This window comes from Streptomyces sp. NPDC048197, from assembly GCF_043202395.1.
In the GTDB taxonomy this organism is placed as follows: domain Bacteria; phylum Actinomycetota; class Actinomycetes; order Streptomycetales; family Streptomycetaceae; genus Streptomyces; species Streptomyces siderophoricus.
This window is the reverse complement of the sequence record NZ_JBIDAJ010000017.1, coordinates 133,326-157,683: the sequence shown is the minus strand read 5'-3', so window position 1 is coordinate 157,683 and position 24,358 is coordinate 133,326. Positions and strand designations below refer to the sequence as shown.

General features: G+C 74.5%; 20 protein-coding genes and 1 tRNA gene. 10 read left to right on the top strand and 11 right to left on the bottom strand.

What is annotated here, in order from left to right:
* Positions 1-300 precede the first annotated feature (300 nt).
* Positions 301-990, bottom strand: a complete 690-nt coding sequence (locus tag ACGF4C_RS23050) for a GDSL-type esterase/lipase family protein (RefSeq protein WP_030415716.1) — start codon at positions 988-990, stop codon at positions 301-303.
* Positions 991-1,112: 122 nt separating this feature from the next.
* Between ACGF4C_RS23050 and ACGF4C_RS23045 the strand changes: the two genes are divergently transcribed.
* Positions 1,113-2,135 (top strand): hypothetical protein, encoded by a 1,023-nt coding sequence (locus ACGF4C_RS23045; protein ID WP_393568694.1) that lies wholly within the window; start codon positions 1,113-1,115, stop codon positions 2,133-2,135.
* A gap of 14 nt (positions 2,136-2,149) precedes the next feature.
* Here ACGF4C_RS23045 and ACGF4C_RS23040 read toward each other — a convergent pair whose 3' ends face one another.
* The 3 genes from ACGF4C_RS23040 to ACGF4C_RS23030 form a co-directional block, all read right to left on the bottom strand.
* Positions 2,150-2,560 carry a PPOX class F420-dependent oxidoreductase gene (locus ACGF4C_RS23040; protein WP_030415718.1) on the bottom strand — a complete coding sequence of 137 codons (411 nt, stop codon included), beginning with the start codon at positions 2,558-2,560 and terminating at the stop codon, positions 2,150-2,152.
* A gap of 179 nt (positions 2,561-2,739) precedes the next feature.
* Positions 2,740-3,858 carry a phosphoserine transaminase gene (gene serC / locus ACGF4C_RS23035; RefSeq protein WP_201806822.1) on the bottom strand — a complete coding sequence of 373 codons (1,119 nt, stop codon included), beginning with the start codon at positions 3,856-3,858 and terminating at the stop codon, positions 2,740-2,742.
* A 129-nt stretch (positions 3,859-3,987) separates the two neighbouring features.
* On the bottom strand, positions 3,988-5,043 hold the full coding sequence (locus ACGF4C_RS23030) for a helix-turn-helix transcriptional regulator (protein WP_393568693.1): 1,056 nt from the start codon (positions 5,041-5,043) through the stop codon (positions 3,988-3,990).
* Between the two features lie 52 nt (positions 5,044-5,095).
* Between ACGF4C_RS23030 and ACGF4C_RS23025 the strand changes: the two genes are divergently transcribed.
* Both ACGF4C_RS23025 and ACGF4C_RS23020 read left to right on the top strand, forming a co-directional pair.
* Positions 5,096-6,553 (top strand): FAD-binding oxidoreductase, encoded by a 1,458-nt coding sequence (locus ACGF4C_RS23025; protein ID WP_393568692.1) that lies wholly within the window; start codon positions 5,096-5,098, stop codon positions 6,551-6,553.
* 27 nt (positions 6,554-6,580) lie between these two features.
* Positions 6,581-9,499: an FAD-binding and (Fe-S)-binding domain-containing protein gene (locus ACGF4C_RS23020; protein ID WP_393568691.1), complete on the top strand. Its 2,919-nt coding sequence runs from the start codon at positions 6,581-6,583 to the stop codon at positions 9,497-9,499.
* Positions 9,500-9,562: 63 nt separating this feature from the next.
* Here the strand turns inward: ACGF4C_RS23020 and ACGF4C_RS23015 are convergent, their stop codons facing one another.
* Positions 9,563-12,850 (bottom strand): sacsin N-terminal ATP-binding-like domain-containing protein, encoded by a 3,288-nt coding sequence (locus ACGF4C_RS23015; RefSeq protein ID WP_393568723.1) that lies wholly within the window; start codon positions 12,848-12,850, stop codon positions 9,563-9,565.
* Positions 12,851-13,070: 220 nt separating this feature from the next.
* Positions 13,071-13,976, bottom strand: a complete 906-nt coding sequence (locus ACGF4C_RS23010; RefSeq protein ID WP_393568690.1) for a DUF3027 domain-containing protein — start codon at positions 13,974-13,976, stop codon at positions 13,071-13,073.
* Between the two features lie 346 nt (positions 13,977-14,322).
* Here ACGF4C_RS23010 and ACGF4C_RS23005 point away from each other — a divergent pair, with 346 nt between their 5' ends.
* From ACGF4C_RS23005 to ACGF4C_RS22990, 4 genes are all read left to right on the top strand, one after another.
* The gene (locus ACGF4C_RS23005; RefSeq protein ID WP_393568722.1) at positions 14,323-15,762 is read left to right on the top strand and encodes an MFS transporter; all 1,440 of its coding nucleotides are present in this window, start codon (positions 14,323-14,325) and stop codon (positions 15,760-15,762) included.
* Positions 15,763-15,897: 135 nt separating this feature from the next.
* A complete protein-coding gene (locus ACGF4C_RS23000; RefSeq protein ID WP_030415727.1) occupies positions 15,898-16,401 on the top strand; it encodes a hypothetical protein in 504 nt (167 codons plus the stop codon).
* Between the two features lie 26 nt (positions 16,402-16,427).
* Positions 16,428-17,174 carry a futalosine hydrolase gene (locus tag ACGF4C_RS22995; RefSeq protein WP_393568721.1) on the top strand — a complete coding sequence of 249 codons (747 nt, stop codon included), beginning with the start codon at positions 16,428-16,430 and terminating at the stop codon, positions 17,172-17,174.
* The gene (locus ACGF4C_RS22990) at positions 17,171-18,022 is read left to right on the top strand and encodes a 1,4-dihydroxy-6-naphthoate synthase (protein WP_362147695.1); all 852 of its coding nucleotides are present in this window, start codon (positions 17,171-17,173) and stop codon (positions 18,020-18,022) included. Before ACGF4C_RS22995 ends, ACGF4C_RS22990 begins: the two co-directional genes overlap by 4 nt.
* Positions 18,023-18,046: 24 nt before the next feature.
* Here the strand turns inward: ACGF4C_RS22990 and ACGF4C_RS22985 are convergent, their stop codons facing one another.
* Entirely contained in the window at positions 18,047-18,430 is a 384-nt protein-coding gene (locus ACGF4C_RS22985) for a cold-shock protein (RefSeq protein WP_018089689.1), read from the bottom strand.
* 194 nt (positions 18,431-18,624) lie between these two features.
* On the opposite strand from ACGF4C_RS22985, the gene ACGF4C_RS22980 reads away from it, so the two are divergent.
* Positions 18,625-18,903: a hypothetical protein gene (locus ACGF4C_RS22980; RefSeq protein WP_030415730.1), complete on the top strand. Its 279-nt coding sequence runs from the start codon at positions 18,625-18,627 to the stop codon at positions 18,901-18,903.
* Here ACGF4C_RS22980 and ACGF4C_RS22975 read toward each other — a convergent pair.
* Entirely contained in the window at positions 18,840-19,505 is a 666-nt protein-coding gene (locus tag ACGF4C_RS22975; protein ID WP_310728821.1) for a haloacid dehalogenase-like hydrolase, read from the bottom strand. The genes ACGF4C_RS22980 and ACGF4C_RS22975 overlap by 64 nt on opposite strands.
* Positions 19,506-19,662: 157 nt before the next feature.
* Between ACGF4C_RS22975 and ACGF4C_RS22970 the strand changes: the two genes are divergently transcribed.
* Positions 19,663-19,734: transfer RNA gene (locus ACGF4C_RS22970), tRNA-Leu, on the top strand.
* Between the two features lie 54 nt (positions 19,735-19,788).
* Here the strand turns inward: ACGF4C_RS22970 and ACGF4C_RS22965 are convergent.
* Together ACGF4C_RS22965 and ACGF4C_RS22960 are read right to left on the bottom strand one after the other, a co-directional pair.
* Complete coding sequence (locus ACGF4C_RS22965) at positions 19,789-21,030, bottom strand: serine hydrolase domain-containing protein (RefSeq protein ID WP_393568689.1); 1,242 nt, start codon at positions 21,028-21,030, stop codon at positions 19,789-19,791.
* Between the two features lie 112 nt (positions 21,031-21,142).
* Positions 21,143-21,802 (bottom strand): DUF4097 family beta strand repeat-containing protein, encoded by a 660-nt coding sequence (locus ACGF4C_RS22960; RefSeq protein ID WP_393568688.1) that lies wholly within the window; start codon positions 21,800-21,802, stop codon positions 21,143-21,145.
* A gap of 262 nt (positions 21,803-22,064) precedes the next feature.
* On the opposite strand from ACGF4C_RS22960, the gene ACGF4C_RS22955 reads away from it, so the two are divergent.
* On the top strand, positions 22,065-22,820 hold the full coding sequence (locus tag ACGF4C_RS22955) for a helix-turn-helix domain-containing protein (RefSeq protein WP_393568687.1): 756 nt from the start codon (positions 22,065-22,067) through the stop codon (positions 22,818-22,820).
* Positions 22,821-23,006: 186 nt separating this feature from the next.
* Here ACGF4C_RS22955 and ACGF4C_RS22950 read toward each other — a convergent pair whose 3' ends face one another.
* The gene (locus ACGF4C_RS22950; RefSeq protein WP_393568686.1) at positions 23,007-24,284 is read right to left on the bottom strand and encodes a hypothetical protein; all 1,278 of its coding nucleotides are present in this window, start codon (positions 24,282-24,284) and stop codon (positions 23,007-23,009) included.
* Between the last annotated feature and the right edge of the window lie 74 nt (positions 24,285-24,358).

The window sequence follows — 24,358 nt, the reverse complement described above, 5'->3', positions numbered from 1 at the left end:
CACCCCACCCCACCCCACAACGCGAGAGTGCACCGCGCGTGCACCCAGGACGACGACGCCCACCCCCACCGGCCTCTCAACCACCCACCAACGGGAGGGGACAGACCGGAGGACGAAGTCTGTAGGGCTGTCACCGCACCCAAAAACACCACGCCCGCCGCCAGGCGCAACGGCGAGACGACCCGCGGCGGGACAGCCAGGTACGTGGGAGGCGCCGCAAAGCGTGCAACGGCGAGACGACCCGCGGCGCCGCAGACAGCTACGTGGGAGGCGCCGCAAAGCGCAACGAGTACGTGGGGATCACCCCCGGACCGCCTCGTAAGGGCGGCCCAAGCCCCAGCCCTGGTGCATCGCGTCGGCGAAGGACGCTGCGAGGAGGTGTTCGCCGCGTTCGGAGGGGTGGGTGCCGTCGTAGGTGGCCAGGTCGATGTGCCAGTCCGCCGGCTCGGAGGCCAGCAGGAGCGGTGAGGTGGGGGTGGAGAGGTCGGCGACGGCCTTGGCCAGGAGTTCGTTGAAGTGTGCGCACTCCGCGCCGAACGCCGGGTCCGCCGCGGCCCGCACGTTGGGGATGACCGGCATCAGCACCGCCCGTATGTGCGGCGCCGCGGCCCGGGCGCCGGCCACGAACTCGCGGACGTTCTGCGCCGTCTGGGCGGCGTTCGTGTAGAAGCCGAGGTCTATCAGGCCGAGCGAGACCAGCAGGGTGTCGGCCCGGTGCCGGCGTACCGTCTCGCCGATCACCGGCGCCATGTGCAGCCAGCCCTCGCCCCACCCGGCGAGGTGCCCACGGGCGGACTCGGGGAAGTCCGGGTCGCGGTAGGCGTGCGAGGTGGCGGCGTCCTCGGCCGGTTCGTGGAGCGTCCGGCGCGGGCCGACGATCCGGTACGGGCCGCCGAAGCAGGCGTTCAGGTGCTGCCACATCCGGTATCGCCAGGTGAAATCGCCGGCGCTCCCGATCGTCATCGAGTCGCCGACGAACATGATCCTCATCCGGCCATGATGTCCGAGAACCCCTACTGCGGGGTACGTGACGCTGGCCACGCCCGGGTGCCCGGGCTGCCGCCGCGGCCTCCCGGGTCCGCACCCGGCCCCGCGGATGGCAGTCTGTGCCCATGCGTTCGCTTCTGTGCGCGGCCGGTGCCGCGGGGGCCTTGTGGGTGGGGGCGGTGGCGGTGGTGCCGGCCGCCGCCGATGAGCCGGACGGCTTCACGATCGGCGATCCGAGGATCACCGAGTCCAGCGGTCTGGCCGCCAGCCGCGCGCACCCCGGCATCTACTGGACCCACAACGACAGTGACGACGGCCCCTACGTCTACGCCGTGGACGGCCGGACCGGCCGGACCGTCGCCCGGATCACCCTGCGCGGCATCGGGGCGCCGCGTGACGTCGAGGCGATCTCGCTCGGCCCGGACGGCGACCTCTACCTCGGCGACATCGGCGACAACCTCGGCGGCAGCTGGAACCACGTCTGGATCTACCGCTTCCCGGAGCCGAAGCGGCTGCGCGACGCGACGGTGACCGCGACCCAGTACACCGTGAAGTACGCCGACGGCCCGCGTGACGCCGAGGCGCTGATGGTGCATCCCCGGACCGGCCGGGTCTACCTGGCCAGCAAGAAGCAGGACGGCACCGGCGCGCTCTACGAGGGCCCGCCGCATCTCACCTCCTCCGGCACCAACACCTTCCGCAAGGTGGCGCCGGCCGAGCTGTGGGTGACGGACGGCGCGTTCTCCCCCGACGGCACCCGGCTGGTGCTGCGCGGCTACTTCGGGGCGCGGATCTTCCGGTGGGCGAACGGCCGCCCCAAGGACCTCGGCAGTGTGGGGGTGCCGATCCAGCAGCAGGGCGAATCGGTGACCTTCACCCCGGACGGCCGGACGCTGATGTACGGCTCGGAGGGCCGGGACAGTGACGTCACGCCGGTCGGCCTGAGCGGCAGTCAGCTGCCGGACTCGGCCCGGGCGGGTGACGGGGCGGACGGCGGCACGTCGGACAGTTCGGGCAACTCCTCTGCCGGCGAGGGGAGTTCGGGAGGCAAGGGTCTCGGCCCGAGCTACGCCAAGGGGGCGCTGGTCCTGGCGGTGGCGACGGGCTTGGTCGTGGTGGTGCGCAGGCTGCTGCGGCGTCGCTCGTAGGCGGGTGGGGCGTCCTAGGAGGAGCCGTCCGGCGCCGGCCGCAGTTCGTAGTGCAGGGTCCGCTCCCGCTTCAGCCGGTGCAGCAGGGGCACCAACAGGCCGTGGATGAGCGGGTACTTGCGGGTCAGGGAGCGCTCGGCCCGGCGGTATTCGCGGGTCTGCGGGTCCAGCAGGCGCACCCGGGCGTTGACGGTGGGGCCGGTGGGGCGGCCGCGCCAGGTGCAGGCGCAGATCTCCACGTCCGGGAAGTTCCGCATCCGCTTGGCCTTGCCGGCGCTGCCGTACGTGCGGAAGTAGGCGTGGTCCCCGTCGACGGCGAGGTTGACGGGGGTGCCGACGCCGGTGCCGTCCCGCTTGTAGGTGGTCAGCAAGACCGCCCCTTGCCGCTCGAAGGGGGCGAGGCCGGGGCTCGGGGGAGTCGTCATGCCCCCATAACGGCACATCCGGGCGGTTTCGTCACTCCGCGATGCCTCCGTACGGGTGGTGCTTCGGCGGCCCGTTCGGGTGGTCGTGCCCTCGGGGCGCCGGGCCGGCGCCGGCCATGCGACAGGCCCCGGCGGTCGCCCGCCGGGGCCTGTCGTGAAGTGCGGCCCGGAACCTGCCGTTACAGCCGGCCGATGACGTAGTCGATGCAGGCCGTCAGGGCCTCGACGTCCGACGGCTCGATCGCCGGGAACATCGCGATGCGGAGCTGGTTGCGGCCGAGCTTGCGGTAGGGCTCGGTGTCGACGATGCCGTTGGCGCGCAGGACCTTGGCGACGGCGGCGGCGTCGACCTCGTCGGTGAAGTCGATCGTGCCGATGACCTGCGAGCGCTTGGCCGGGTCGGTGACGAACGGGGTGGCGTACTTGGCGTCCTCGGCCCAGCCGTAGAGGGTGCGCGAGGAGGTGGCGGTGCGGCGCACCGCCCAGTCCAGGCCGCCCTGGCCGTTGATCCACTCCAGCTGCTCGTTGAGCAGGAAGAGGGTGGACAGCGCCGGGGTGTTGTACGTCTGGTTCTTGCGGGAGTTGTCGATCGCCGTGGGGAGCGAGAAGAACTCCGGGACGTGGCGGCCGGAGGCGTGGATCCGCTCGGCGCGCTCGATGGCGGCCGGGGAGAACACGCCGATCCACAGGCCGCCGTCGGAGGCGAAGGACTTCTGCGGGGCGAAGTAGTAGACGTCGGTCTCGGCGATGTCCACCGGGAGGCCGCCGGCGCCGGAGGTGGCGTCGACCAGGACCAGGGCGCCCTCGTCGGCACCCGCCACCCGCTTGATGGGGGCGGCGACACCGGTGGAGGTCTCGTTGTGGGTGAAGCCGTAGACGTCCACGCCCTGCTCGGCCGACGGCTCCGGGTGGCTGCCCGGGTCGGCGGAGATGACGGTGGGCTCGTCCAGCCACGGCGCCAGCTTGGCGGCCTTGGCGAACTTGGAGGAGAACTCACCGAAGGAGAGGTGCTGGGACTTGCGCTCGATCAGGCCGTGCGTCGCGACGTCCCAGAACGCGGTCGAGCCGCCGTTGCCGAGGACGACCTCGTAGCCCTCGGGGAGCTGGAAGAGGTCGCGTACGCCGTCGCGCACCTTGCCGACCAGGTTCTTGACCGGTGCCTGGCGGTGGGACGTGCCGAGGAGGGAACTGCCGGTGGCGGCCAGGGCGGCCAGCGCCTCCGTCCGCACCTTGGAGGGGCCCGCGCCGAAGCGTCCGTCGGCGGGCTTGATGTCAGCGGGAATCTGGATATCAGCCACGGAGGAAGCCTAATCCGTCACCGTCCGCACTCCGGCGGCACGTCCAGACGGTGAGATGGCGGCGCGTCGTCCGTGGACAGGGCGGGGCGATGCGGTGCGGACGGGCGGGGTCACGCGGACAGCAGTGGGCTACGGGGGCGGTGGGTCGGCGGCGTACAGCGCGGTGATGCCGGCCGCGGCCTCGGCCAGCACCCGGCGGGCCTCCGGTGGATCGAGCACCTCCAGCGCGTCGCCGAACTGCAGCAGCTGCCGCACGGCGCGCAGCACGGGGAAGGCCAGCTCGATGACGGCCCACTGCTCGTCCCCGTTACGGTCCTCGTTCCCGGGCCCGTCCCCGTTGCCGTGCCCCTTCCCACTCCCCTTGCCGTTCCCGGATCCGTCCGGGTCACCCGTACGGGGCGGTCCGGTCAGTGCGCCGCCCAGGATCCGTACCGCGAGGTCCAGCCGGTCGCGGCGGATCCGGGCGGTCACCCGGAAGTCCGCGGGCCGGTCCTCCACCTGGCGGCGCAGCTGCTGCCAGACCTCGGCCAGCTCGACGCCCGGCCGGCGGCGCACCGGGGCGTCGGTGACGGCCGCGGACGCCACCCGGTCGGCCCGGAACAGCTGCGGCCGGCCGCGCCGGTCGGCGACGAGGTACCAGGTGCCGGCCTTGGCGACCAGCCCGTACGGGTCGACGGTGTACGTCCGCAGGCGGGTCTCGCCGCTGTGGCGGTACCGGATCCGCAGCCGCAGGTCGGTGAAGACGGCGGTCTGCAGGGCGTCCAGGTCGGCCGCCGGGCGGGGGCCGCCGAGCCAGCGGTCCGGGTCGACGAGGATGCGGCGGCCGGTCAGTTCCGCGGCCGGCCGGTGCGGGGCGGGCAGCGCCGCCATCACCTTGCGCAGCGCCGAACCGAGCGCGTCGTCCAGTCCGAGGGCGGTGTGGGCGCCCTGCGCGGCCAGTACGAACAGGGCGCGCGCCTCGTCGGTGGTCATCCCGGTGACGTCGGTGCGGAAGCCGGGCAGCAGGGCGATGCCGCCGTGCCGGCCGCGTTCGGCGTAGACCGGCACGCCGGCCGCCGAGAGTGCCTCGACGTCGCGGTAGACGGTGCGGGGGGAGACCTCCAGCCGCTGGGCGAGCTCCCTGGCCGGGACCCGGCCGCGGGTCTGGAGCAGCAGCAGGATCGACAGCAGACGGTCCGACTTCACACCCGATTTATATATGACGGCCGGTGTCAACTTATGCCGCGAGAGTGCGGGCATGGAGATCAACGACCTCGCCCCGCAGGCCGCCGTCCCGGCGCCCACGATGCTCGACACCGCCGCGCTCGACACCGCCGCCCTCGCCCGGGCCGTGCGCGGCCCCGTGCTGCTCCCCGGCGACGACGGGTACGACGCCGAGCGCACCGGCTTCCAGCTGGCGCATCCGCACCGGCCGGCCGTCGTCGTCGGGGCGGCGGGCGCCGACGACGTGGTCGCCGCGGTGCGGTTCGCCGGCGCGCACGGCCTGCCGGTCGCCGTCCAGGCCACCGGGCACGGCCTGGCCGCCGGCACCGACGGCGGGCTGCTGATCACCACCGGGCGGATGGCCCGGGTCACGGTCGATCCGGTGGCCCGCACCGCGCGGGCCGAGGCCGGCGCCGTGTGGGGCCAGGTCGTCGAGGCGGCCACCCCGCACGGGCTCGCGCCGCTCAACGGCTCGTCCCCGGGCGTCGGCGTCATCTCGTACACCCTCGGAGGCGGGGTGGGCGTCCTGGCCCGCACCTACGGGTACGCCGCCGACCATGTCCGCGCCGTCGACCTGGTCACCGCCGACGGCCGGCTGCGCCACCTCACCGCCGAGGGGGACCCCGAGCTGTTCGGGGCGCTGCTCGGCGGCGGCCACGGGCTCGGCGTGGTCACCGCGATGGAGTTCGCGCTGATGCCGGTGGCCCGGTTCTACGGCGGCCAGCTGGTCTTCGGCGCCGAGCACCTCGACGACCTCCTGGCCGCGTACCTGCGCTGGACCGGGACCGTTCCGGACGAGCTGACCTCCTCCGTCGCCCTGATCGCCTACCCCGACCTGCCGCAGCTGCCGGAGCAGCTGCGCGGCCGGCACCTCGCGCACGTCCGTATCGCGTACACGGGCAGCGCGGAGCGGGGCGGGCAACTGGTCGCGCCGCTGCGGGCGGTGGGCCCGCGGGTCAGCGACGACCTGCGCGAAATGCCGTACGCCGCATCGCACACCATCCATCGTGATCCCAGCGATCCGCACGCCTACGACGGCGACAATGCGCTGCTCAGCGACCTGGACGCGGCCGCGCTGCGCCGGGTGGCACGGCTCACCGGGCCGGACGCGCCGGCGATGTGCGTGGTACAGCTCAACCACCTCGGCGGCGCCCTGGCCGCCCGGTCCGGCGCCGCCACCGTCGGCCACCGCGCCGCCCGTTACGCGCTGCGTCTCCTCTCGCCGCTCCAGGGTGACGACCTGGGGACCGTACGGGCCCTGCACGCCGAGGCGCTGGCGGCCGTCGAGCCCTGGCGGCTCGGCCGGAGCGTGAACTTCCTCTTCGGCCGCCACGGGGAGCGGCCGGACGCCGCGGAGGTCGCCCGCAGCGTCCACGACGGCGACGCGCACCGCCGGCTCGCCGCCCTCAAGTCCCGCCTCGATCCGCGTGACCTGTTCCGCTTCCACCCGGCCGCGGCCGCCACGCGCCGGCACCCGCCGGCCGTCGCATGACCCCGCCCCGGTGGGCAGGCTGGAGACATGGCTGAGCGTACGCAGAGGGAGCAGCGGGACCTGGCGCGGGAGATGTCGGCGGCGGTGCGGGGGGAGGTTTCGTTCTCCGCGGCCGACCGGGCGCTGATGACGATGGACGCGTCCAACTACCGCCGGGTGCCGCAGGCGGTGGTCGCCCCCAGGGACGCCGATGACGTCGCCGCGGCACTACGGGTGTGCCGGGAGCACGGTGTGCCCGTGGTGCCGCGCGGCGCCGGGACCAGCATCGCCGGGCAGGCCACCGGTGTCGGCGTGGTCCTGGACTTCACCCGCCACATGCGGCGGATCGTTTCCCTGGACCCCGGGGCGCGCACCGCCGTCGTCCAGCCCGGTGTGGTCCTGGACGACCTGCGGGCGGCGGCCGGCGCCCACGGGCTGACCTTCGGCCCGGACCCTTCCACGCACAGCCGCTGCACCCTCGGCGGCATGATCGGCAACAACGCCTGCGGCTCGCACTCGGTCGCGTGGGGCACCACGGCCGACAACGTCCGCGAACTGGCCCTGCTCACCTACGGCGGCGAGGGCGTCCGGGCCGGCCGCGGCACCGACGCCACCGGTGCCCCCACCGGTCTTCCGCCGCGCCTCCAAGGCGGCGTGAAGGCCCTCGTCGACCGCGAACTGGCGCTCCTGCGCACCGGCTACCCCGATCTCCCGCGCCGCATCTCCGGTTACGCCCTCGACGCGCTGCTGCCGGAACGGGGCACCGACCTGGCCCGCGCCCTCACCGGCAGCGAGGGCACCCTCGGCGTGCTGACCGAGGCGACCGTACGGCTCGTGGAGACCCCCGCGGCCCGGGCGCTCGCCGTCCTCGGCTACCCCGACGAGAGCGCCGCCGCCGAGGCCGCCCACACCCTGCTCGTCCACCGGCCGCTGACCGTCGAGGGGATGGCCGCCGATCTGGTGGGCGATGCGGAAGGGCTGCCACGGGGCGGCGCCTGGCTGTTCGTGGAAGTGGGCGGTGCGGGCCCCGCGGAGGCGGCCGCCCGGGCCGAGGCGCTGGCCCGGGCGGCGGCCGCGGACGGCAGCACCGACCACGCGATCGTCACCGACCCGGCCGGGCAGCGGACGCTGTGGCGGATCCGCGAGGACGCGTCCGGCACCGCGACCCGGATGCCGGACGGCGCGGAGGCGTGGCCCGGCTGGGAGGACTGCGCCGTTCCGCCCGCCCGGCTCGGCCCCTATCTGCGCGACTTCCGCGCCCTGCTGGCGCAGCACGGCCTGCGCGGCACCCCCTACGGCCATTTCGGCGACGGCTGCATCCACATCCGTATCGACTTCGACCTGCTCACCGCGCCCGGCATCCGCCGTTTCCGCGCCTTCTCCGAGGACCTGGCCGGGCTCGTCGTCGCCCACGGTGGCTCGCTGTCCGGCGAACACGGTGACGGGCAGGCCCGCGCCGAGCTCCTGCCGAAGATGTACGGGCCCGAACTGGTCCGTCTCTTCGGGGACTTCAAGGACCTCTGGGACCCGGCCGCCGGCCTCAACCCCGGCATGCTCGTCCGCCCGGCCCGGCTCGACGACAACCTCCGCTTCGCCCCGCTCCCCCGGAACCCGGTGCCGGTCGCCTTCGGCTACCCGCACGACGAGGGCGACTTCACCGCCGCCGTCCGCCGCTGCGTGGGCGTCGCCAAATGCCGAAACGCCGCAAGCGCCGCCGGCTCCCCGGACGTCATGTGCCCGTCGTTCCGCGCCACCGGCGAGGAACAGCACTCCACCCGTGGCCGGGCCCGGCTGCTGCACGAGATGCTCGCCGGCGAGGTGATCACCGACGGCTGGCGGTCCCCGGAGGTGCACGACGCCCTCGACCTCTGCCTCTCCTGCAAGGGCTGCCGCAGCGACTGCCCGGTCGGCGTCGACATGGCCACGTACAAGGCGGAATTCCTCCACCACCACTACGCGGGCCGGCTGCGCCCCGCCGCCCACTACGCCCTCGGCCGCCTGCCCGAGTGGCTGCACCTCGCGGCGCCCGTCGCCCCCGCCGTCAACGCCCTGGCCCGCGCCCCCCTCGCCGCCGCCCTGGCCACCCGCCTGGCCGGCCTCACCCCGGAGCGCCCGCTGCCGGCACTGGCCACGGAGACCTTCACCCGGTGGTGGTGGGACAGGCGGCGGACGGCGGGGACGGCGGGCTCCGCACCCGTCGGCTCGGGCGGTCCCACCGTCATCCTCTGGCCCGACACCTTCACCGACCACCTCGCGCCCCAGGTCGGCCGCGCCGCCGTCCAGGTCCTAGAAGCCGCCGGCCTGCGCCCGCTGCTCCCGCCGACGGCCCCGCTCCGCCCCGGCCTCCGCGTCCGCCGGCACCGCCCCCTGTGCTGCGGCCTGACCTACGTCTCCACCGGCCAGCTCGACCGGGCCCGCCGGGTCATGCGCCGCACCGTCGACACCCTGTCCCCCCTGCTCCGGCCCGGCCGGCCGCTCGTCGTCCTGGAACCGAGCTGCGCCGCGGCCCTGCGCACCGACCTCCCCGAGCTCCTCCCCGACGACCCGCGCGCCGCCCGCCTCGCCGCCGCCGTCCGCACCTTCGCCGAGACCCTGGAGCAGTACGCCCCCACCTGGCGGCCGCCGCGCCTGGACCGCCCGGTCGCCGGCCAGACCCACTGCCACCAGCACGCGGTGCTCGGCGACGCCGCCGACCGCCGCCTGCGCGCCCGCGCCGGCCTCACCGGCACGCTCTCCGGCGGCTGCTGCGGCCTCGCCGGCAACTTCGGCTACGAACGCGGCCACTACGAGGTGTCGGTCGCCTGCGCCGAGGAACAGCTCCTGCCTGCCGTACGCGAGGCCGCCCCCGGCACGGAGATCCTGGCGGACGGCTTCTCCTGCCGCACCCAGCTCCAGCAGCTCGGCGACCGGCAAGGGCGGCACCTGGCGGAGGTACTGGCGGAGGGGCTGGAGGCAGCGGCCGGTTGAGGTCTTCCGGCCGCTGTGCCGTCCCGCGGGTGCCGTCGGTCGGATGCCGTCAGGCGGATGCCGTCAGTCGAACCAGCGCGCGCGTTCCAGTTCGTCCCCCCGGTCGGGATCCTCCAGGAGGGCGGCGACCTCGAAGCGGCGGGGCCACTGGGCGGTGGCCCAGGCGAGGCCGGCGGCCACGCCCTCCAGGGTGGCGGCGTGGAGGGTGCCGTCGGGGGTCCAGCGCCAGTCGAGTTCGGTGGTGGCGGCCGGGCCGCCGGCGGGATCCGGGGCGGCGGTGACGAGGAGTTCCTCGTGTTCGTCGTAGGTGGGCGGGGTGGTGGGGCCGAGGAGGGTGCGGACCGTCGGGGGGACCTCGTGGCGGACGCCCTCGGAGCGGACCTCGGCGGTGACCGCCTCGCTCAGGCGGCGCACCTGGAGGAGTTCCGCCAGGTCGGCGGCGCGGGACGGGACGACCGGGAGCAGCGGCAGGCCGGTCGCGAGCGGCATCAGGTCGGGGGCGTCGGCGACGACCGCGTCGGCTGCGTCCACCACCCGGGCCTCGGTGTCCACGACGGCGCGCAAGTAGTCGGGGAGGGTGACCTGGTCGGGGTCGAGGGTCGCCAGCAGGCCGTAGAGGGCGTGGAGTTGGGCGGCGCCGACGGCGTGGTCCGGGTCGGCGAGCCGGGCGAGGAGTTCCGCGGCGCCGCCCGGTTCGTCGAGGAGGGCGGCGGCGGAGGTGCGGACGCCGAGGGCGCGCAGCACCTGGGCGTCGACGTCCCCGGCGTCCGCGGATTCGTAGAGGCCGGCCAGCAGCGGGTCGCCGCCGGCCGAACGCAGCCCGGCGGGGCGGCGGCCGTCCAGGACCGGGTGGCCGCGCAGCCACCAGGCCGTGTAGGGGCGGACGGATTCGGTGGTGCCGTCGGGGAGGAGGACGCGGACCGGGGCGGTCAGCGCGTCGCGCAGCGGCGGCCGGGAGAGCATGGCCAGGACCTCGGGCCAGGCGTCGTCGTCGACCAGGTCGAGGTCGCGGACGGCGACCAGTTCGGTGACGACCGGGGGCACCGGGGTGTCGGGGAGGGTGTCGAGGACGTCCTCGCACCAGACGTCGACGGCGTCGAGCAGGCCGACGTCGTCGGGCTCGGCGAAGTCGGTGTCCCGCGGCTCCATCTCGTCCGGGTCGAGGACGACATCGGTGGCGCGAACGAGGGCGAAGCCGGCCAGCACGCCGACCGCGGTCAGCGGCTGTTCGCCCCAGCGGGCCGCCAGCTCGGCGTCGCAGGCGGGCAGTTCGCCCTCGCGGATGACCCGTTCGAAGTCGCTGCCGGGCAGGACGAGTTCGCCGGCCGGGGTCAGTTCGCCGTCCTCGTCGGGGAGGGCGAGGGCGCCCAGCCAGGGCTCGTCGCCCGGCGCCAGGTTGGCGTCGCGGACCAGGGCGAGGACGGTGTCGGCGAGTTCCTCGGAGCCGAGCGGGCCGCCCGGGCCGGCGCCGCCGGGGTCGTCGTCGGGGAAGAGGTCGTAGGCGTCCTCGTCGGCGTCGAGGGAGTTCGCCACGGCGGCGCGCACCTGGGGCGTGGTCAGTACGGCGCGGGGCGCGGCGGGGGTGGCGCCGAGCTTCTCCAGGAGCGGGTGGACGGCCTCGGGGTGGGCGACCTTCAGGCCGAGCCGGGCGAGGGTGCGGTGCCGGGCGGCGGGGCCGTCGTCCTCGTCCGGGGCGCCGCCGGGCAGCGGCAGCAGGACCTGGCGGGGGCCGATGGTGGTGCGTACCGCGCCGTGCGCCCCGGCGGGGCCGGTGGTCGCGGTGCCGGCCAGGGGGACCGGCAGGCCGGTGAGGCGGTCGGGGTCGGTGCCGGCCAGCGCGTCGTAGAGCCGCCACCACCAGCCCGGCGGGCGCTCGACGCCGGCGAGCCGGTCGACCATCTCGCCGAGCGGCACCCGGGTCACGCCCAACGACCGCAGTTCCGGGCGGCGTTCGAGACCGGCGGGGAGCAGGCTGGGGAAGAGTTCGGCGAGGACGGCGACGGTCGCGGCGCCCGCGCCCTCCAGCAGTTCGGCCTCGGTGGGCCGCAGGACGTAGCGCGGGGTGTCGTCGGTGCCGTCGACGCCGTCCCACTCGTCGTGCGGTGTGCCGCCCGCGGGCCCGGGCTGCTCGACGGCGTCGAACGCGGTGGTGCCGGGTGCTGCGGCGCTCGGCGCGGCGGCGCTCGGCAGGAAGCGGACCCGCGGCAGCAGGTCGAGCACCTGGTGGCGCAGTTCGCCGTCGAGGCCGCCCTTGCCCAGCGGTCCGGGTACCAGGTCGAGGGTGCCGACGGTCACCGGCTGCCAGCCGGCGAGCAGGTCCGCGTAGGCGGCGGCGGCCCGGGCGACCAGGAAGTCCGCGAGCGGGCCGGGCGCGACGTGGCGGCGGGTCGGCTCCAGCGGGAAGGAGGCGATGAGCAGGGCGGGCAGGCCCAGCGGCTCGTCGGTGGGCGTCGGGGCGTGCACGACCGGTGCGGTCCGCGGGTGCGCCGGGGCGCCGTCGGCGTCCACCGGTACCGCCCAGGTCACCGACCAGAACGGGCGCAGCCGCTCCTCGACGGGCCGGTCGGCGAGCAGTGCGGGGTCCAGCCGGCCGCTGTCGGACGCCACCCGCCAGCGGGTGGTGCCGCGCTCGCTGTCCTCGACCACGAGGTACGGGCCCTGCCGGGTCTGCCGCAACTCCCGTACGCCGTCGGGGGTTTCGACGATGACCTCGGCCAGGCCGGGGAGGGTGAGCAGCAGCGCGTCGTCGATGCCGGCGAGCAGCCGTTCGGCGAGGTCCTGGGCGGCGCCGTCGCGCAGCGGCAGGACGACGGCGGTGTCGTAGCCCTCGGGTGCGGTGCCCTCGGCGGGCAGCGGGAGCCGGAGCAGCGGTACGTGGCCCTCGCGGCGGCGCAGCTCACCGCCGAGGCCGGGGCTGTGGGCGGCCACTTCCTCGGTCATCGCGCGGGCCTCGGCCAGCGACCAGCGGACGCCGCCGGTGCGGCCGACCAGGGCCGGTTCGTCGCTGACGGACAGTACGGCGGCGAAGCCGACGCCGAAGCGGCCGACCGCGCCGGCCGCCACGCCGGCCTCCCGCTTGGCGGAGGCACGGAGGGTGGAGAGCGATTCGACGCCGGTGGCGTCGATCGGGGCGCCGGTGTTGGAGGCGACGAGGACGGCGGGGGCGTCGCCGTCGGCCGGGTGCAGGGTCAGCCGGAGCCGGCCGGGGACGCCGGCCCGGGCGGCCGCGTCCGCGGCGTTCTGCGCCAGCTCGACGGCGAGGCGGTCGCGGTAGCCGCCGAGCGCGAGGTCCTCCTCGGCGTTGGCGTCCTCCCGGAACCGGGCCGGCGAGGCGGCCCAGGCGTCCAGCACACCGCGCCGCAGACGGGCCGTCCCGAACGGGTCGCCGGCTGCGCCTCGCACCCACGACGTAGCTGCCACGTCTTCGTCTCCTCTGTGTCCGTCGGTTGCCCTGACGGTATCGCCCCACGTCGGCGGCCGCGGCGGCGCGGCCGCCCACGGCGGGAGGGGCAGGACGAGGGCCGGGGCCCGGCCGCGCTCCCGGCGCGTCCGGGCCCCGGCCCGTGCGGTCTCAGCTGTGGCCCAGTTCCTCCGCGGGGCCCGCTTCCTCCACGGATCCTCCGTCCCGCTCCGGCCGCAGGGCCAGCGGTTCGACGACCGTTTCGTCGACCACCGGCGGCGCCGGCCGCGGCGGCTTGGGCATGACGGCGGCCTCGGAGTGGGCGCCGCAGCCGTAGGAGAGGGAGACCACGCGGCCGTCGGCGGGGGCGAACTCGTTGGCGCAGACGCCGAACGCCTGGCGCAGCGAGCCGGTGAGCGGGGTGAGGAAGCCGCAGGTCATGCAGGTCGCGGGGGCCGCCTGGGCCATCGGGGTCTTGGCGCCGAAGGCCTCTTCCCAGCGGTCGGCGGCGGCGTGCAGGCCGTAGCGGGACAGCACCCGGGCGCGGCGCATGCCGAGTTCCTCGGCGACGTCGGCGATGCCGCCGCGGGCGGGGGCGGGCTGGACGGCGGGCGAGCCGGGGACGACGTCGGCCTCCTCGGAGTCGGCGACGTCGGCGGCCATGCCCTCGGCGACCGGGGAGTTCGGCGGCGGGACGTCCTCGCCGGTGTAGCCGGGCTCCAGGCGGAGGTCGTCGGCCTCGGTGGGGAGCAGGTCGCCGGGGCCCATGTCGCCGGGGCGGAGGCGTTCGCTCCAGGGGACCCACTCGGGGGCGAGCAGGGCGTCGGGGCCGGGCAGCAGGACCGTCTCGTCGAGGGTGACGACCTTGGCGCGGGAGGCGCGGGCGACGGTCACGGCCCAGCGCCAGCCGCGGTATCCGGGTTCGTTGCAGGCGAAGAGATGGGTGACGACGCGGTCGCCGTCGGCCACGACCTCGATGTGCTCGCCGACCATGCCGGGGAGTGCGGTCTCCTCCGCCGCCGCCCGGGCGAGGTCGACCGCCTCGGCGCACAGGCGGTCAGGGGTACGGCTTCGCATCGCAGCACTCACAAGAATCGATTCTCTCTTCCACGCCGTCTCACGAGTGCGCCAGCCGGAGCTGTCCTTGTCCGTCCGGAGGCCGGGGCGGGCGGAGCGGACCTGGGGACCGCGTCGACGTCCGCGCCCGATCGGTTGGTCGAGCGCACCTCTTACAACCCATTCTGCGGGATCGCGGATCGCAATGAGACACGCGGCCAAAACCGACCGCCGGTGGCGCGCTAGACACGCTACCCCTTCAACGGTGTACGACTCCTCGGAGGGAGCGGCAATTGGCAGCAGGTGGCGACGGCGGGCCGGTGCGCCCCGCGCGGCAAGCGGGAGGAACCGCCCCCTCTTGGGCGAGTTGGGGCACTATGGCCAGGTGGCTGCCGCGAGGGCGTCGAAGGTACGGAAGCCGCGCGCACCGACGCGCGGCGGGTTCGGCGGCAGCCGGGGGCGGCGGGCCGCGCGGGCGGTCGGGCGGGCGCTGCACCGGCCGTTCACCGGCGCGGCCCAGGGCGTGCGGCGGGCCACCCATGCGCACGGTGCGGGCGAGTCGGGGCTGGGCAAGCTGATCGAGCTGCACGCGGTGAACTCCGCGGGCGACATGCTGATCACCGTCGCGCTGGCGTCGACGGTGTTCTTCTCGGTGCCGACCCAGGAGGCGCGCGGCCGGGTGGCGCTGTATCTGGCGGTGACCATGGCGCCGTTCGCGGTGCTGGCGCCGGTGGTCGGGCCGCTGCTGGACCGGGTGCCGCACGGCCGGCGGGCGGCGATGGCCGGTTCGATGCTGGCCCGGGCGCTGCTGGCGCTGACGATGTCGGGGGCGGTGGCGAGCGGCGGTCTGGAGCTGTATCCGGCGGCGCTGGGCGTGCTGGTGTCGTCGAAGGCGTACGGCGTGGTGCGCAGTGCGGTGGTGCCGCGGCTGTTGCCGCCGCGGATCTCGCTGGTGAAGGCGAATTCGCGGGTGACGCTGGCGGGGCTGCTGGCGACCGGGCTGGCCGCGCCGGCGGGGGCGGGGCTGCATCTGCTCGGGCCGGCGTGCCCGCTGTACGGGGCGTTCGTGGTGTTCGCGGTGGGCACGGTGCTGTCGTTCTCGCTGCCGCACAAGGTCGACTCGGCGAAGGGTGAGCGGCGGGCCCGGCTGGCGTCCCGGAACGGTCTTGCGGCGGGGGCGGCGGGGCGGGTGCCGAAGCCGGGGCTGCGGACCGTCGGGCCGTCCGTGCTGCACGGTCTGCAGGCGAACGCCGCGCTGCGGGCGCTGTCCGGTTTCCTGACGTTCTTCCTGGCCTTCCTGCTGCGCGAGCATCCGTTGGACGGGCTGGGCGCGGCGGCGTCGCTGGGGCTGGTGGCGGTGGCGGCCGGGACCGGCAATGCGCTGGGCACGGCGATCGGGGCGTGGCTGAGGGCGCGCGGGCCGGAGCCGATCGTCGCGTCGATGCTGGGGCTCGCGCTGTGCGCGACGGTGCTGGCCGCGGTGTTCTACCCGGTGCTGGCGGTGGTCGTGGTCACCGCGGCGGCGGCGACCGCGGGGCTGTGCCAGGCGCTGGCGAAGCTGTCGCTGGACGCGATGATCCAGCGCGATGTGCCGGAGGAGGTGCGCACCTCGGCGTTCGCCCGGTCGGAGACGGCGCTGCAGCTGGCGTGGGTGGTGGGCGGCGCGCTCGGGATCGCGCTGCCGCTGGTCGGGGTGGTGGGCATGGCAGTGGCCGCGGGCCTGGTGACGGTGGGTGCGGCGCTGTCGGTTCGGGGGCTGCTGCAGGCGACGCGGCGGGGCGGTACGCCGGCACCGCGGGTGGCCTGAGCGCGGGCGGGCCGGACCGGAAGAGGGTGGCTCCCCGATCGGGCCGGCGTGCCCGGGGGCACCCCCTGGGGGCGTGCCGCGCGGCACGCCGCACCCGGGGGTGGCGTGGGCCGGGGCGCCAGATAGCCTGCCCGTATGACCGCTGCGTTGATCTCCTGGGGCAAGGGCCGCCGCGCCGCTGCCGCCATCGGTGCCGTGTCCCTGGGTCTGGTGACCCTCTCCGCCTGCGAGAAGCCGACCGCGCTCGCGACCGTGACCGTCGGTTCGTCGACGGTGACGGCCGAGGCCACCCCCGGCTGCGACGGCAACGGCAAGGAACTGTCCAGGAAGGCCGTGGCCGCCTGCATCACCAAGAAGGGCGGCAAGACGATCACCGTGCACCCCGGTGAGAAGGTGCGCGTGGGTGTGGACCCGGACGTCGCCAAGTCCGGCTGGATCGTCATCGGTGCCGGGCCCGTGATGCGCGAGCCGAGCAAGCAGACGTACCGCAGCTTCGACGCGGACGCGCTGTTCATGCAGCAGAACCCGCAGACCGGTCAGACGACGTACACCAAGGACGTCACCCTGCAGGTCGCCGAGCTCCACGAGGGCGACGGCCCCACCACGATGTGGCACTTCACGCTGAAGCAGAAGGACTGAGCCCGCTGAGCGACGCCGGGCGGCCGCTGCGGGTGCTGGCCGTCACCGCGGTGGCCGCCGAGCGCGACGCGGTGTGCGCCGCGGCGGAGTGCGGCGCGCCGACCGTGCTGCCGGGCGGCCACGAGCTGTGCCGGGCGGACGGCGGGCCGGTGGCGTTCGACGTGCTGGCCGCCGGGGTCGGACCGGCCGCCGCGGCCGCCGGGACGGCCACCGCGCTGACCGCCGCGGCGCTCGCCGGAGCGCCGTACGACCTGGTGGTCTCGGCCGGTATCGGTGGCGGCTGGGCGCCTGATGCGCCGCTGGGCGCGGTGGTGGTCGCGGACGCGATCGTCGCGGCCGATCTGGGCGCCGAGACCCCGGACGGCTTCGTTCCGGTCACCGACCTGGGCTTCGGAACGGTGCGGCACCGCCCCGATCCGGCGCTGGTGAAGGCCCTCGCGGCGGCGGCCGGCGCGGTCACCGGCACCGTCGTCACGGTCTCCACGGTCACCGGCAGCGCCGACCGCGCCGCCGAGCTGGCACGGCGTCACCCGGGGGTGCTGGCCGAGGCCATGGAGGGCTTCGGGGTCGCCGAGGCGGCCGCCGCGCACGGGGTGCCCGTGCTGGAGGTCCGGGCCGTCTCCAACGCCGTCGGCCCGCGCGACCGGGCCGCCTGGCGCATCGGCGCCGCGCTGACCGCGCTGACCGGCGCCTTCCGTACGCTTCCCGGAGCCCTGGTGGCCACCGCCCGGCCGGCCCCGGGCCCCCACCGTCCCGCCAGGAGGATTCCGTGACCCGGCCGCTGAACATCGCCTACTCGCCGTGCCCGAACGACACCTTCGTCTTCGACGCGCTGGCGCACGGCCGGGTCCCGGACGCGCCGGAGCTCGCGGTGACCTTCGCCGACATCGACCTCACCAACGGCATGGCCGAGCGCGGTGAGTTCGACGTGCTGAAGGTGTCGTACGCGGTGCTGCCCTGGGTGCTCGACGACTACGCGCTGCTGCCCTGCGGCGGGGCGCTGGGGCGCGGCTGCGGGCCGTTGGTGCTGACCCGCGGGCAGGGCGCGGCGGCGGACCTGGCGGGGAAGACGGTGGCGGTGCCCAGCGAGCGGTCGACGGCGTACCTGCTGTTCCGGCTGTGGGCGGCGGCCGAGGTGCCGGGCGGGGTCGGGGAGATCGTGGTGCTGCCGTTCCACGAGATCATGCCGGCGGTGCGGGACGGCAAGGTCGACGCCGGACTGGTCATCCACGAAGCCCGTTTCACGTACCAGGACTACGGGCTGGTGTGCCTGGCGGACATGGGTGAGCACTGGGAGCAGACGACCGGGCTGCCGATCCCGCTCGGCGCGATCATCGCCAAGCGGTCGCTGGGCGAGCGGGCGTTGCGGGAGCTCGCGGCGGCGATCCGGACGTCGGTGCTGATGGCCTGGGACGACCCGGAGGCGTCCCGGCCGTACGTGCTGGAGCACGCGCAGGAGATGGACCCGAAGGTGGCCGACCAGCACATCGGGCTGTATGTCAACGAGTTCACCGCCGACCTCGGTGAGGACGGTTATGCCGCGGTGCGCGGGCTGCTCACCCGTGCCGCGGCCGAGGGGCTGGTGCCGCCCCTCGGCCGGGATGCCTTGCGTTTCGTGTGAGGTGGGCCGGGCTGCCCGGTGCGGTCAGACGTCCAGCTGGTCGGCGACCGCCCGCAGCATGCCGGCGATCTTGGCGCCGTGCACCTTGTCGGGGTAGCGGCCGCGCTCCAGCTGCTGGGTGACGTTCTCCAGGAGCGTGGTGAGGTCCTGGACGATCGAGGCGAGTTCGTCGGGCTTGCGGCGCTGGGCGGCGGCCACCGAGGGCGCGGGGTCGAGGAGTGTCACCGTCAGCGCCTGGTCGCCGCGCTGACCTGCGACGACGCCGAATTCGACGCGCTGGCCGGGCTTGAGTGCGGCTACACCGTCGGGCAGCACCGACGAGTGCACGAAGACGTCACCGCCGTCGTCGCGGGAGAGAAAGCCGAAGCCCTTCTCACTGTTGAACCACTTGACCTTGCCGGTAGGCACGTCTGTCCTCGTCCTCGTACTCGTTGGAAAAAACTTGGGCTGGTCCGCCGCGGAAGCGCGGAAGAAAAACGGTCTGGATAGCAATGCAGCGGGCCGCAGGACCCGCCACCACCAAGGCTAATGGTCCCCCGGCCGGTGACAAGACGCCGCCGGGTGGATCCTCTCTGCTTCCGGTGCGGACTTACCCTGGTCAGGTGTCTGACGAAACGCCCCGCGCAGGGGATCTGCTGGTCCGAATCGGCGCGATCATGTTCCTAGTTGGCGCACTGGCCACTCTCGCCACCGTGACGCCGCTGTTCCTCGGGACCACGCCGCTGCCGTGGGGCTTCTACTGGCTGTGCATGCTGATGGGCGCCGGCTTCCTGGTCGCCGCGAGCGGAGTGATCCGCTCCGCGGTGGTCCAGCGGCGTCAGGCGGTGGCGGCCGCCGAGGGCTCCGCACCGTCCGCGCCCCCTGCGCCCTCCGCGAGGTAACGCGCCAGCCAGGCCGGGAACTCCGTCAGGTCGGCGAGCAGCACATCGGCGCCGGCCGCCCGCAGCTCCGCCGCGTCGCAGGGCCCGGTGGCCACGGCCACCGACAGCGCCTTCGCGGTGTGTGCGCCCCGCACGTCCCCGGTGTGGTCGCCGACGTAGACCGTCGCGTCGTGGTCGCGCAGCGCCTCGGCCTTGGCCTCCGCCCACAGCGAGCCGATCACCGCGTCCGGTTCGAGGCCCAGGTGGGCCAGGTGGAGCTTGGCGTTCGGCTCGTACTTGGCGGTCACCACGATCGCCCGCCCGCCGGCCGCCTGCACCGCGGCGATCGCCTCGTGGGCGCCGGGCAGCGCGGGGGTGGTGGTGATGGCGTACTCCGGGTACAGCGCGCGGTACTGGGCGCTGATCTCCGCCACCCGCTCCGCGGGGAACCAGCGGCGGATCTCCTCCTCCAGCGGCGGCCCGAGCCGGGTCACCGCGGCGTCGGCGTCGACATGGGTGCCGGTCCGGGCGGACAGCACCTCGTAGGCGGCCTTGATTCCGGGGCGGGAGTCGATCAGCGTCATGTCGAGGTCGAAGCCGACCGTCAGGGGGTACGCAGCCATGCCCGCCATTGTGCCCGGGGGCCCGCGGCAGCCGGACGGTGGCCCGGGTGGGCGTCCGGCGGGCGTCCCCGGCGCCACAGCCCGGCGGGACTGTTTTTCGCCGGCCCGCCGATCCGGTATGATCATGATGAAGCTTCCGCCCGCGGGCGGGAGTCGCGCGTCTGTGGTCCAAGGAAAGACGTCCACCAACCGGTGGGAAATGCAGGTGCAAGGCCTGCCGGGCGCTCCACACACAAGGGCTCTTCCCCGTCCGGGGAAGAGCCCTTTGCTGTTGCCGGCGGCGTCAGTCGTCGATGGCCTGGTACACCGTGGTCCAGAAGTCGTGGATGACCCGCGCCGAATCCGGGGTGGACATGCCGACCTGGGTGAGCAGGATTCCGCTGACCTGGTGGTGCGGGTCGGCGTAGGTGGTGGTGCCGGTTCCGCCGTCCCAGCCGAACTGGCCGATGGGCGCGTAGTCGCCGCGGTAGGTGCGTACCGCCATCCCGAAGCCCCAACCGCCGTGCTGCCCTTGGCCGAACGAGATGTGGACGTTGTCACGGGCCATGGCGCTGCGGGCGGCGGTCTGCTCGGGCGTGAGGCAGTTGGTGGTCATCAGCTCGACGGCGGGCCGGGACAGGATCCGCTCGCTCCCGTGCATCCCGCCGTTGAGCATCATCCGGAAGTAGGCGTGGTAGTCGTCGACGGTGGAGACCAGCCCACCACCGCCGGACTGGAACGCCGGAGGCCGGCTGTACTGCCCGCCCGCCGCCTCGTCCCACACGGTGAACTCCCCGGTCTGCGGGTCGGGGACGTAGGCGGTCGGCAGCCGGTCGATCTTGCCGGCGGGCACGTGGAACCCGGTGTCGGTCATGCCCAGCGGGTCGAGGACGCGTTCGCGCAGGAACGCCTCGAACGACTGGCCGGTGACCCGCTCCACCAGCACGCCGAGCACATCGTGGCTTATCTGGTACTGCCAGCGCTCCCCGGGCTGGTGCATCAGCGGAAGCGTGCCCAACCGGCGCATCCACTCATCCGGCCCGGGCGTCTCCTGCGCGCTCTGGGAGAAGACGCCCCGCTCGAAGATCGCGTCCATGATCGGGGTGCCCATCGACGTCAGATCCACGCCGAGCCCGAACGTGGAGGTCAGCAGGTCCCGCACGGTGATCGGCCGCCGCGCCGGCACGGTGTCGTCCAGCGGGCCGTCGGTCCGCTTCAACACCCGGCGGTCGGCCAGTTCCGGAAGCCATGGCTCCACCAGGTCGTCCAGCCGTAGTCGGCACTCGTCGAGCAGGACCATCGCCGCCGCCATCGTGACCGGCTTGGACGTGGACGCCATCCGGAAGATCGTGTCCCGGCGCATCGCTGCGCCACCGTCATGGCGCATCGTTCCGAGCGCTTCGACGTGCGTCTCACCGCCCCGGCTGACCAGGGCGACGAGTCCGGGGATCTTCCCGGACTCGACGTGCCGTGCCAGCACGTCGCGCATCCTGCGCAGCCCTGCTTCGGAGAAACCGCTGTGCCGGCCGGTGGGGTTGAGGGACATGGCTGAGTGCTCCTTGTGGTGCGGGTGTGGGTGTGGGTGTGGGTGCCGCGTTCGCGGGTTCGCGTTCGCCCGGTGGCCGGGGGCGTTGCGGGTGCTCCTCGGAGGGAGCGGGTCAGAGGCTGCGGGCGGTGATGTCGCCGTGCGGGGTGGTGGCGTGGATGTCGAGTTCGGCGGTGCCGTCGTTCGTGAGGGCGTTGCTGACGCGGCCGTGGCTGGTGCCGGCGTCCAGGGCGGCGGAGACGCCGGCGGCGGCGACGACCGTGATGTCGCCGGAGTGCGTGTGGAGCACGACCTTGCCGCCCGTGGCCTCGGCGATCCGGATGTCGCCCCTCGCGGTGCTGATGTCCGCGGGGCCGCACCGGCCGACCTCGACGTCGCCGTCGACCGCGGTGAGACGAAGGCTCGCAGCCTCGTCGATCTTGATCTGACGGTATGCGCCTTCGAAGGCGACGTCGCCGAGGCGGCCGAGGGTCCGGAGTTCGGCGCTCTCCGTCTTGGCCTCGACGCCGGAACCGGCGGGCAGCTTGACCGTCACCTCGATGGCTCCGGTGGGGCCGAGGTACTGGTTCTTCGTCAGGTTCTCGATCCGCAGGACCCCGTCGGCGTAGTCGACCGTGGTCTGCTCCGCCGCCTTCACGTCGCGGCCCTTCGAGGCGTTCGCGGGCCGGACCTCGACCACGGTGTCGGCACGGTCGGCGGCGATGAACTGGACACGTCCGGCGGGGACGGCCAGGACGGCGGCGATCGGGGCGGGGGTGTCGAACTTCTGCATCGTGCTCTCCCTTGTACCTGCGGTTCGCTGTTTCGGAACAACGGAAACGCTACGTTGCTTTACGGTTCGTCGCAACGAGATCTTTGCGCAGAGCTAGGGTTTACGCAGGTGAGAGGCGAATAATCATTGCAACGCCCTCTCGTTTAACGCAACGATGACATATGCGCCCGTTGCAACGCATTGAAGATGAACGCTATGGTGGAGGCGTTGAGGAACATCGAGCAGCGCCGTGGAGCACCCACGGGGCATGAAGGGGGTCGTGATGCCGGGAGGCAGACTCACCCAGTCCGAGCGCCAGCAGATCGCGACCGGGCTGGCCGACGGCCTGGCCTATGCCGAGATCGCCCGCCGTCTCGACCGTCCGACCTCCACGATCACGCGTGAGGTGATGCGCAACGGCGGCCCGACCGGATACCGCGCCGACCTCGCCCACCGCGCCACCCAGCAGCGCACCCACCGGCGCAAACAAGCCGCTCCCCAGGGGGCGCAGGCGCTTCCGCAGCCCTACGGACGCGACGCCGAGGCCGTGCGCGACTACCAGGAGAGCCTCACCACCGTCTTCATGACCTCGGGCCTGCCCAAGATGATGGCCCGGGTGCTGGGCTGCCTCTACACCACCGACACCGGCAGCCTCACCGCCGCCGAACTCGCCCAACGCCTCCAGGTCAGCCCGGCGTCCATCTCCAAAGCGATCACGTTCCTCGAGGGCCTGGAGCTTGTCCGCCGGGAATCAGGCGAACGCCGCCGCGAGCGCTACGTGGTCGACGACGACCTCTGGTACCAGTCGATGCTCCGCAGCGCCCGCGCCAACGACGAGTTCATCGAGGCCGCGCGGCAGGGTGCCGTCGTCCTCGGCCGCGACACCCCGGCCGCCACCCGCCTCGAAAACGCCGCCCGCTTCCTCGACTTCGTCAGCGAAGCGCTCATCCGCGCCGCGGAGCAAGGCCGCGAGGTCCTCTACACCAGAACGGAAACGGCCCCGGACGGCACCGCCACGCCACGACCGGATCGCGCATAGACAGCCGTCTTGATGGGCCTGGTCACTCGATGGGCCTGGTCGCTCGACGGGCCCAGCGCTCGACGGGCCCAGTCGCTCGACGGGCCCGGTCAGTGGGATCCTTCGTCGTGAAGCTCCGTGGCTGATCCGGGGGCGGCCAGGGCCTCTGGATCAGGGTCTCTGGATCAGGGTCTCTGACGAGTGTCCCTAGCGGGCCGCCCGCCGCATCCGCCACAGCAGGAACAGCGCCGAGGCGACCGCCGCGCCCCGCACCACCCCGGGCAGCGCATCGATCAGCTCCTGGCCCAGCCGCCCCTGCGCGATCGGCTCGCCCCACCGCCCGTCGAACCGGCCCCACAGCCACACCAGCAGACCGCCGACGACCGTCCCGGGCACGCCGAGCGCCGCGAACTTGGCCTCGGCCGGACTCAGCCGCCGCGACACGTAGGCGAGTGCCCAGCCGCCCGCCAGCGCGAGCCACGACCCCAGCACCGCCCCGGCCACCAGGAGGACCACCGCCAGCGCCGGCACCGGACTGAGCCAGGCCCGCAGCGGCACCGGCCGGACGGCCTCCACCGCCGCCCCGTCGTCGCCCGCGCCCTCGTCCGCACCGCCGCCCGCACCGTCTTCCGTACGGGCCCCGGGGTCCTCGCCGTCCGCGTCGTCGTCCGCCTCCGTGCCGTCCTTCCGCAGCGACGGCCGCCGCCCGGCGGGGTCGCCCTTCGGGTGCTGCCATATCTCCGGGATCTCGATCCCGCCCACGAAGCCGGGCACGGTCTCCCCCGGCCCGTAGGGCCCCGGCTCCACCCGCCACCAGTCGGGGACGTCCTGCCCGTCGCCCAGCTCGTCCGCGCCGGCGAGGTGCGGCGGCAGCCCGACGGACGGCGCGGACTCCGGCGCACCGGCGCGCGGGCCGGGCACCTTGCCGGACGCCGCTCCCTTGCCGGACGCCGCTCCCTTGGTGAAGAGACCTCTCCTGCCGGACGCCGGCCGGTCGCCGTTCCGGGGCGCGCCGTCGCCGGTCGCCCTCCCGTCCCCGTTCGCCGTGCCTGCCGCGTCCGCCGCCCGCTTCTGTACCGCCCGCTCCTTCGGCGCCGCCTTGGCGAGCAGCCCGTCGCGCCAGGCCGTCAAGGCGTCGAGCCGATCACGGGCGGCGGACCGGGCGGACGAGCCGAACCGGGCGGATGACATAGACGAAACGGACGGGGCGGACGAGGTGGACGGGGCTGGCGGGGCCGGGTCCGGCTGCGGGGTGCCGGCCGCCGCCGGGGCGCCGCCGGCCGCCTCGACCAGCGCCTCCGGCGTGCCCAGCCGCGCCAGCATCCGCTTGGTGCCCACCACCGAGTCGGCTCTCTGCGCCTCGATCTGTGTCCGGAGCCCCGTCACCAGCCGCATCCGCGCGGCAGGGGGCAGGCCCCGCTGCTGGGCCAGGTCACCGACCCGGCTCAGATAGTCAAAGACGAGCTGCTCACTCTCGATCCCCACGAAATCCCCTGCGGCGTCCGCTGGTTACTGCCCCGACGGTACCGCGCCGGCCGCCACCCGGCCCGGAGCGGCGG

Excerpts from the sequence above, each read along its gene's own strand:
- ACGF4C_RS23050 (WP_030415716.1), bottom strand. The coding sequence starts at position 990 with ATGAGGATCATGTTCGTCGGCGACTCGATGACGATCGGGAGCGCCGGC.
- ACGF4C_RS23045 (WP_393568694.1), top strand. The coding sequence starts at position 1,113 with ATGCGTTCGCTTCTGTGCGCGGCCGGTGCCGCGGGGGCCTTGTGGGTG.
- ACGF4C_RS23040 (WP_030415718.1), bottom strand. The coding sequence starts at position 2,560 with ATGACGACTCCCCCGAGCCCCGGCCTCGCCCCCTTCGAGCGGCAAGGG.
- ACGF4C_RS23025 (WP_393568692.1), top strand. The coding sequence starts at position 5,096 with ATGGAGATCAACGACCTCGCCCCGCAGGCCGCCGTCCCGGCGCCCACG.
- ACGF4C_RS23020 (WP_393568691.1), top strand. The coding sequence starts at position 6,581 with ATGGCTGAGCGTACGCAGAGGGAGCAGCGGGACCTGGCGCGGGAGATG.
- ACGF4C_RS23010 (WP_393568690.1), bottom strand. The coding sequence starts at position 13,976 with ATGCGAAGCCGTACCCCTGACCGCCTGTGCGCCGAGGCGGTCGACCTC.
- ACGF4C_RS23000 (WP_030415727.1), top strand. The coding sequence starts at position 15,898 with ATGACCGCTGCGTTGATCTCCTGGGGCAAGGGCCGCCGCGCCGCTGCC.
- ACGF4C_RS22975 (WP_310728821.1), bottom strand. The coding sequence starts at position 19,505 with ATGGCTGCGTACCCCCTGACGGTCGGCTTCGACCTCGACATGACGCTG.
- ACGF4C_RS22965 (WP_393568689.1), bottom strand. The coding sequence starts at position 21,030 with ATGTCCCTCAACCCCACCGGCCGGCACAGCGGTTTCTCCGAAGCAGGG.
- ACGF4C_RS22960 (WP_393568688.1), bottom strand. The coding sequence starts at position 21,802 with ATGCAGAAGTTCGACACCCCCGCCCCGATCGCCGCCGTCCTGGCCGTC.
- ACGF4C_RS22955 (WP_393568687.1), top strand. The coding sequence starts at position 22,065 with ATGCCGGGAGGCAGACTCACCCAGTCCGAGCGCCAGCAGATCGCGACC.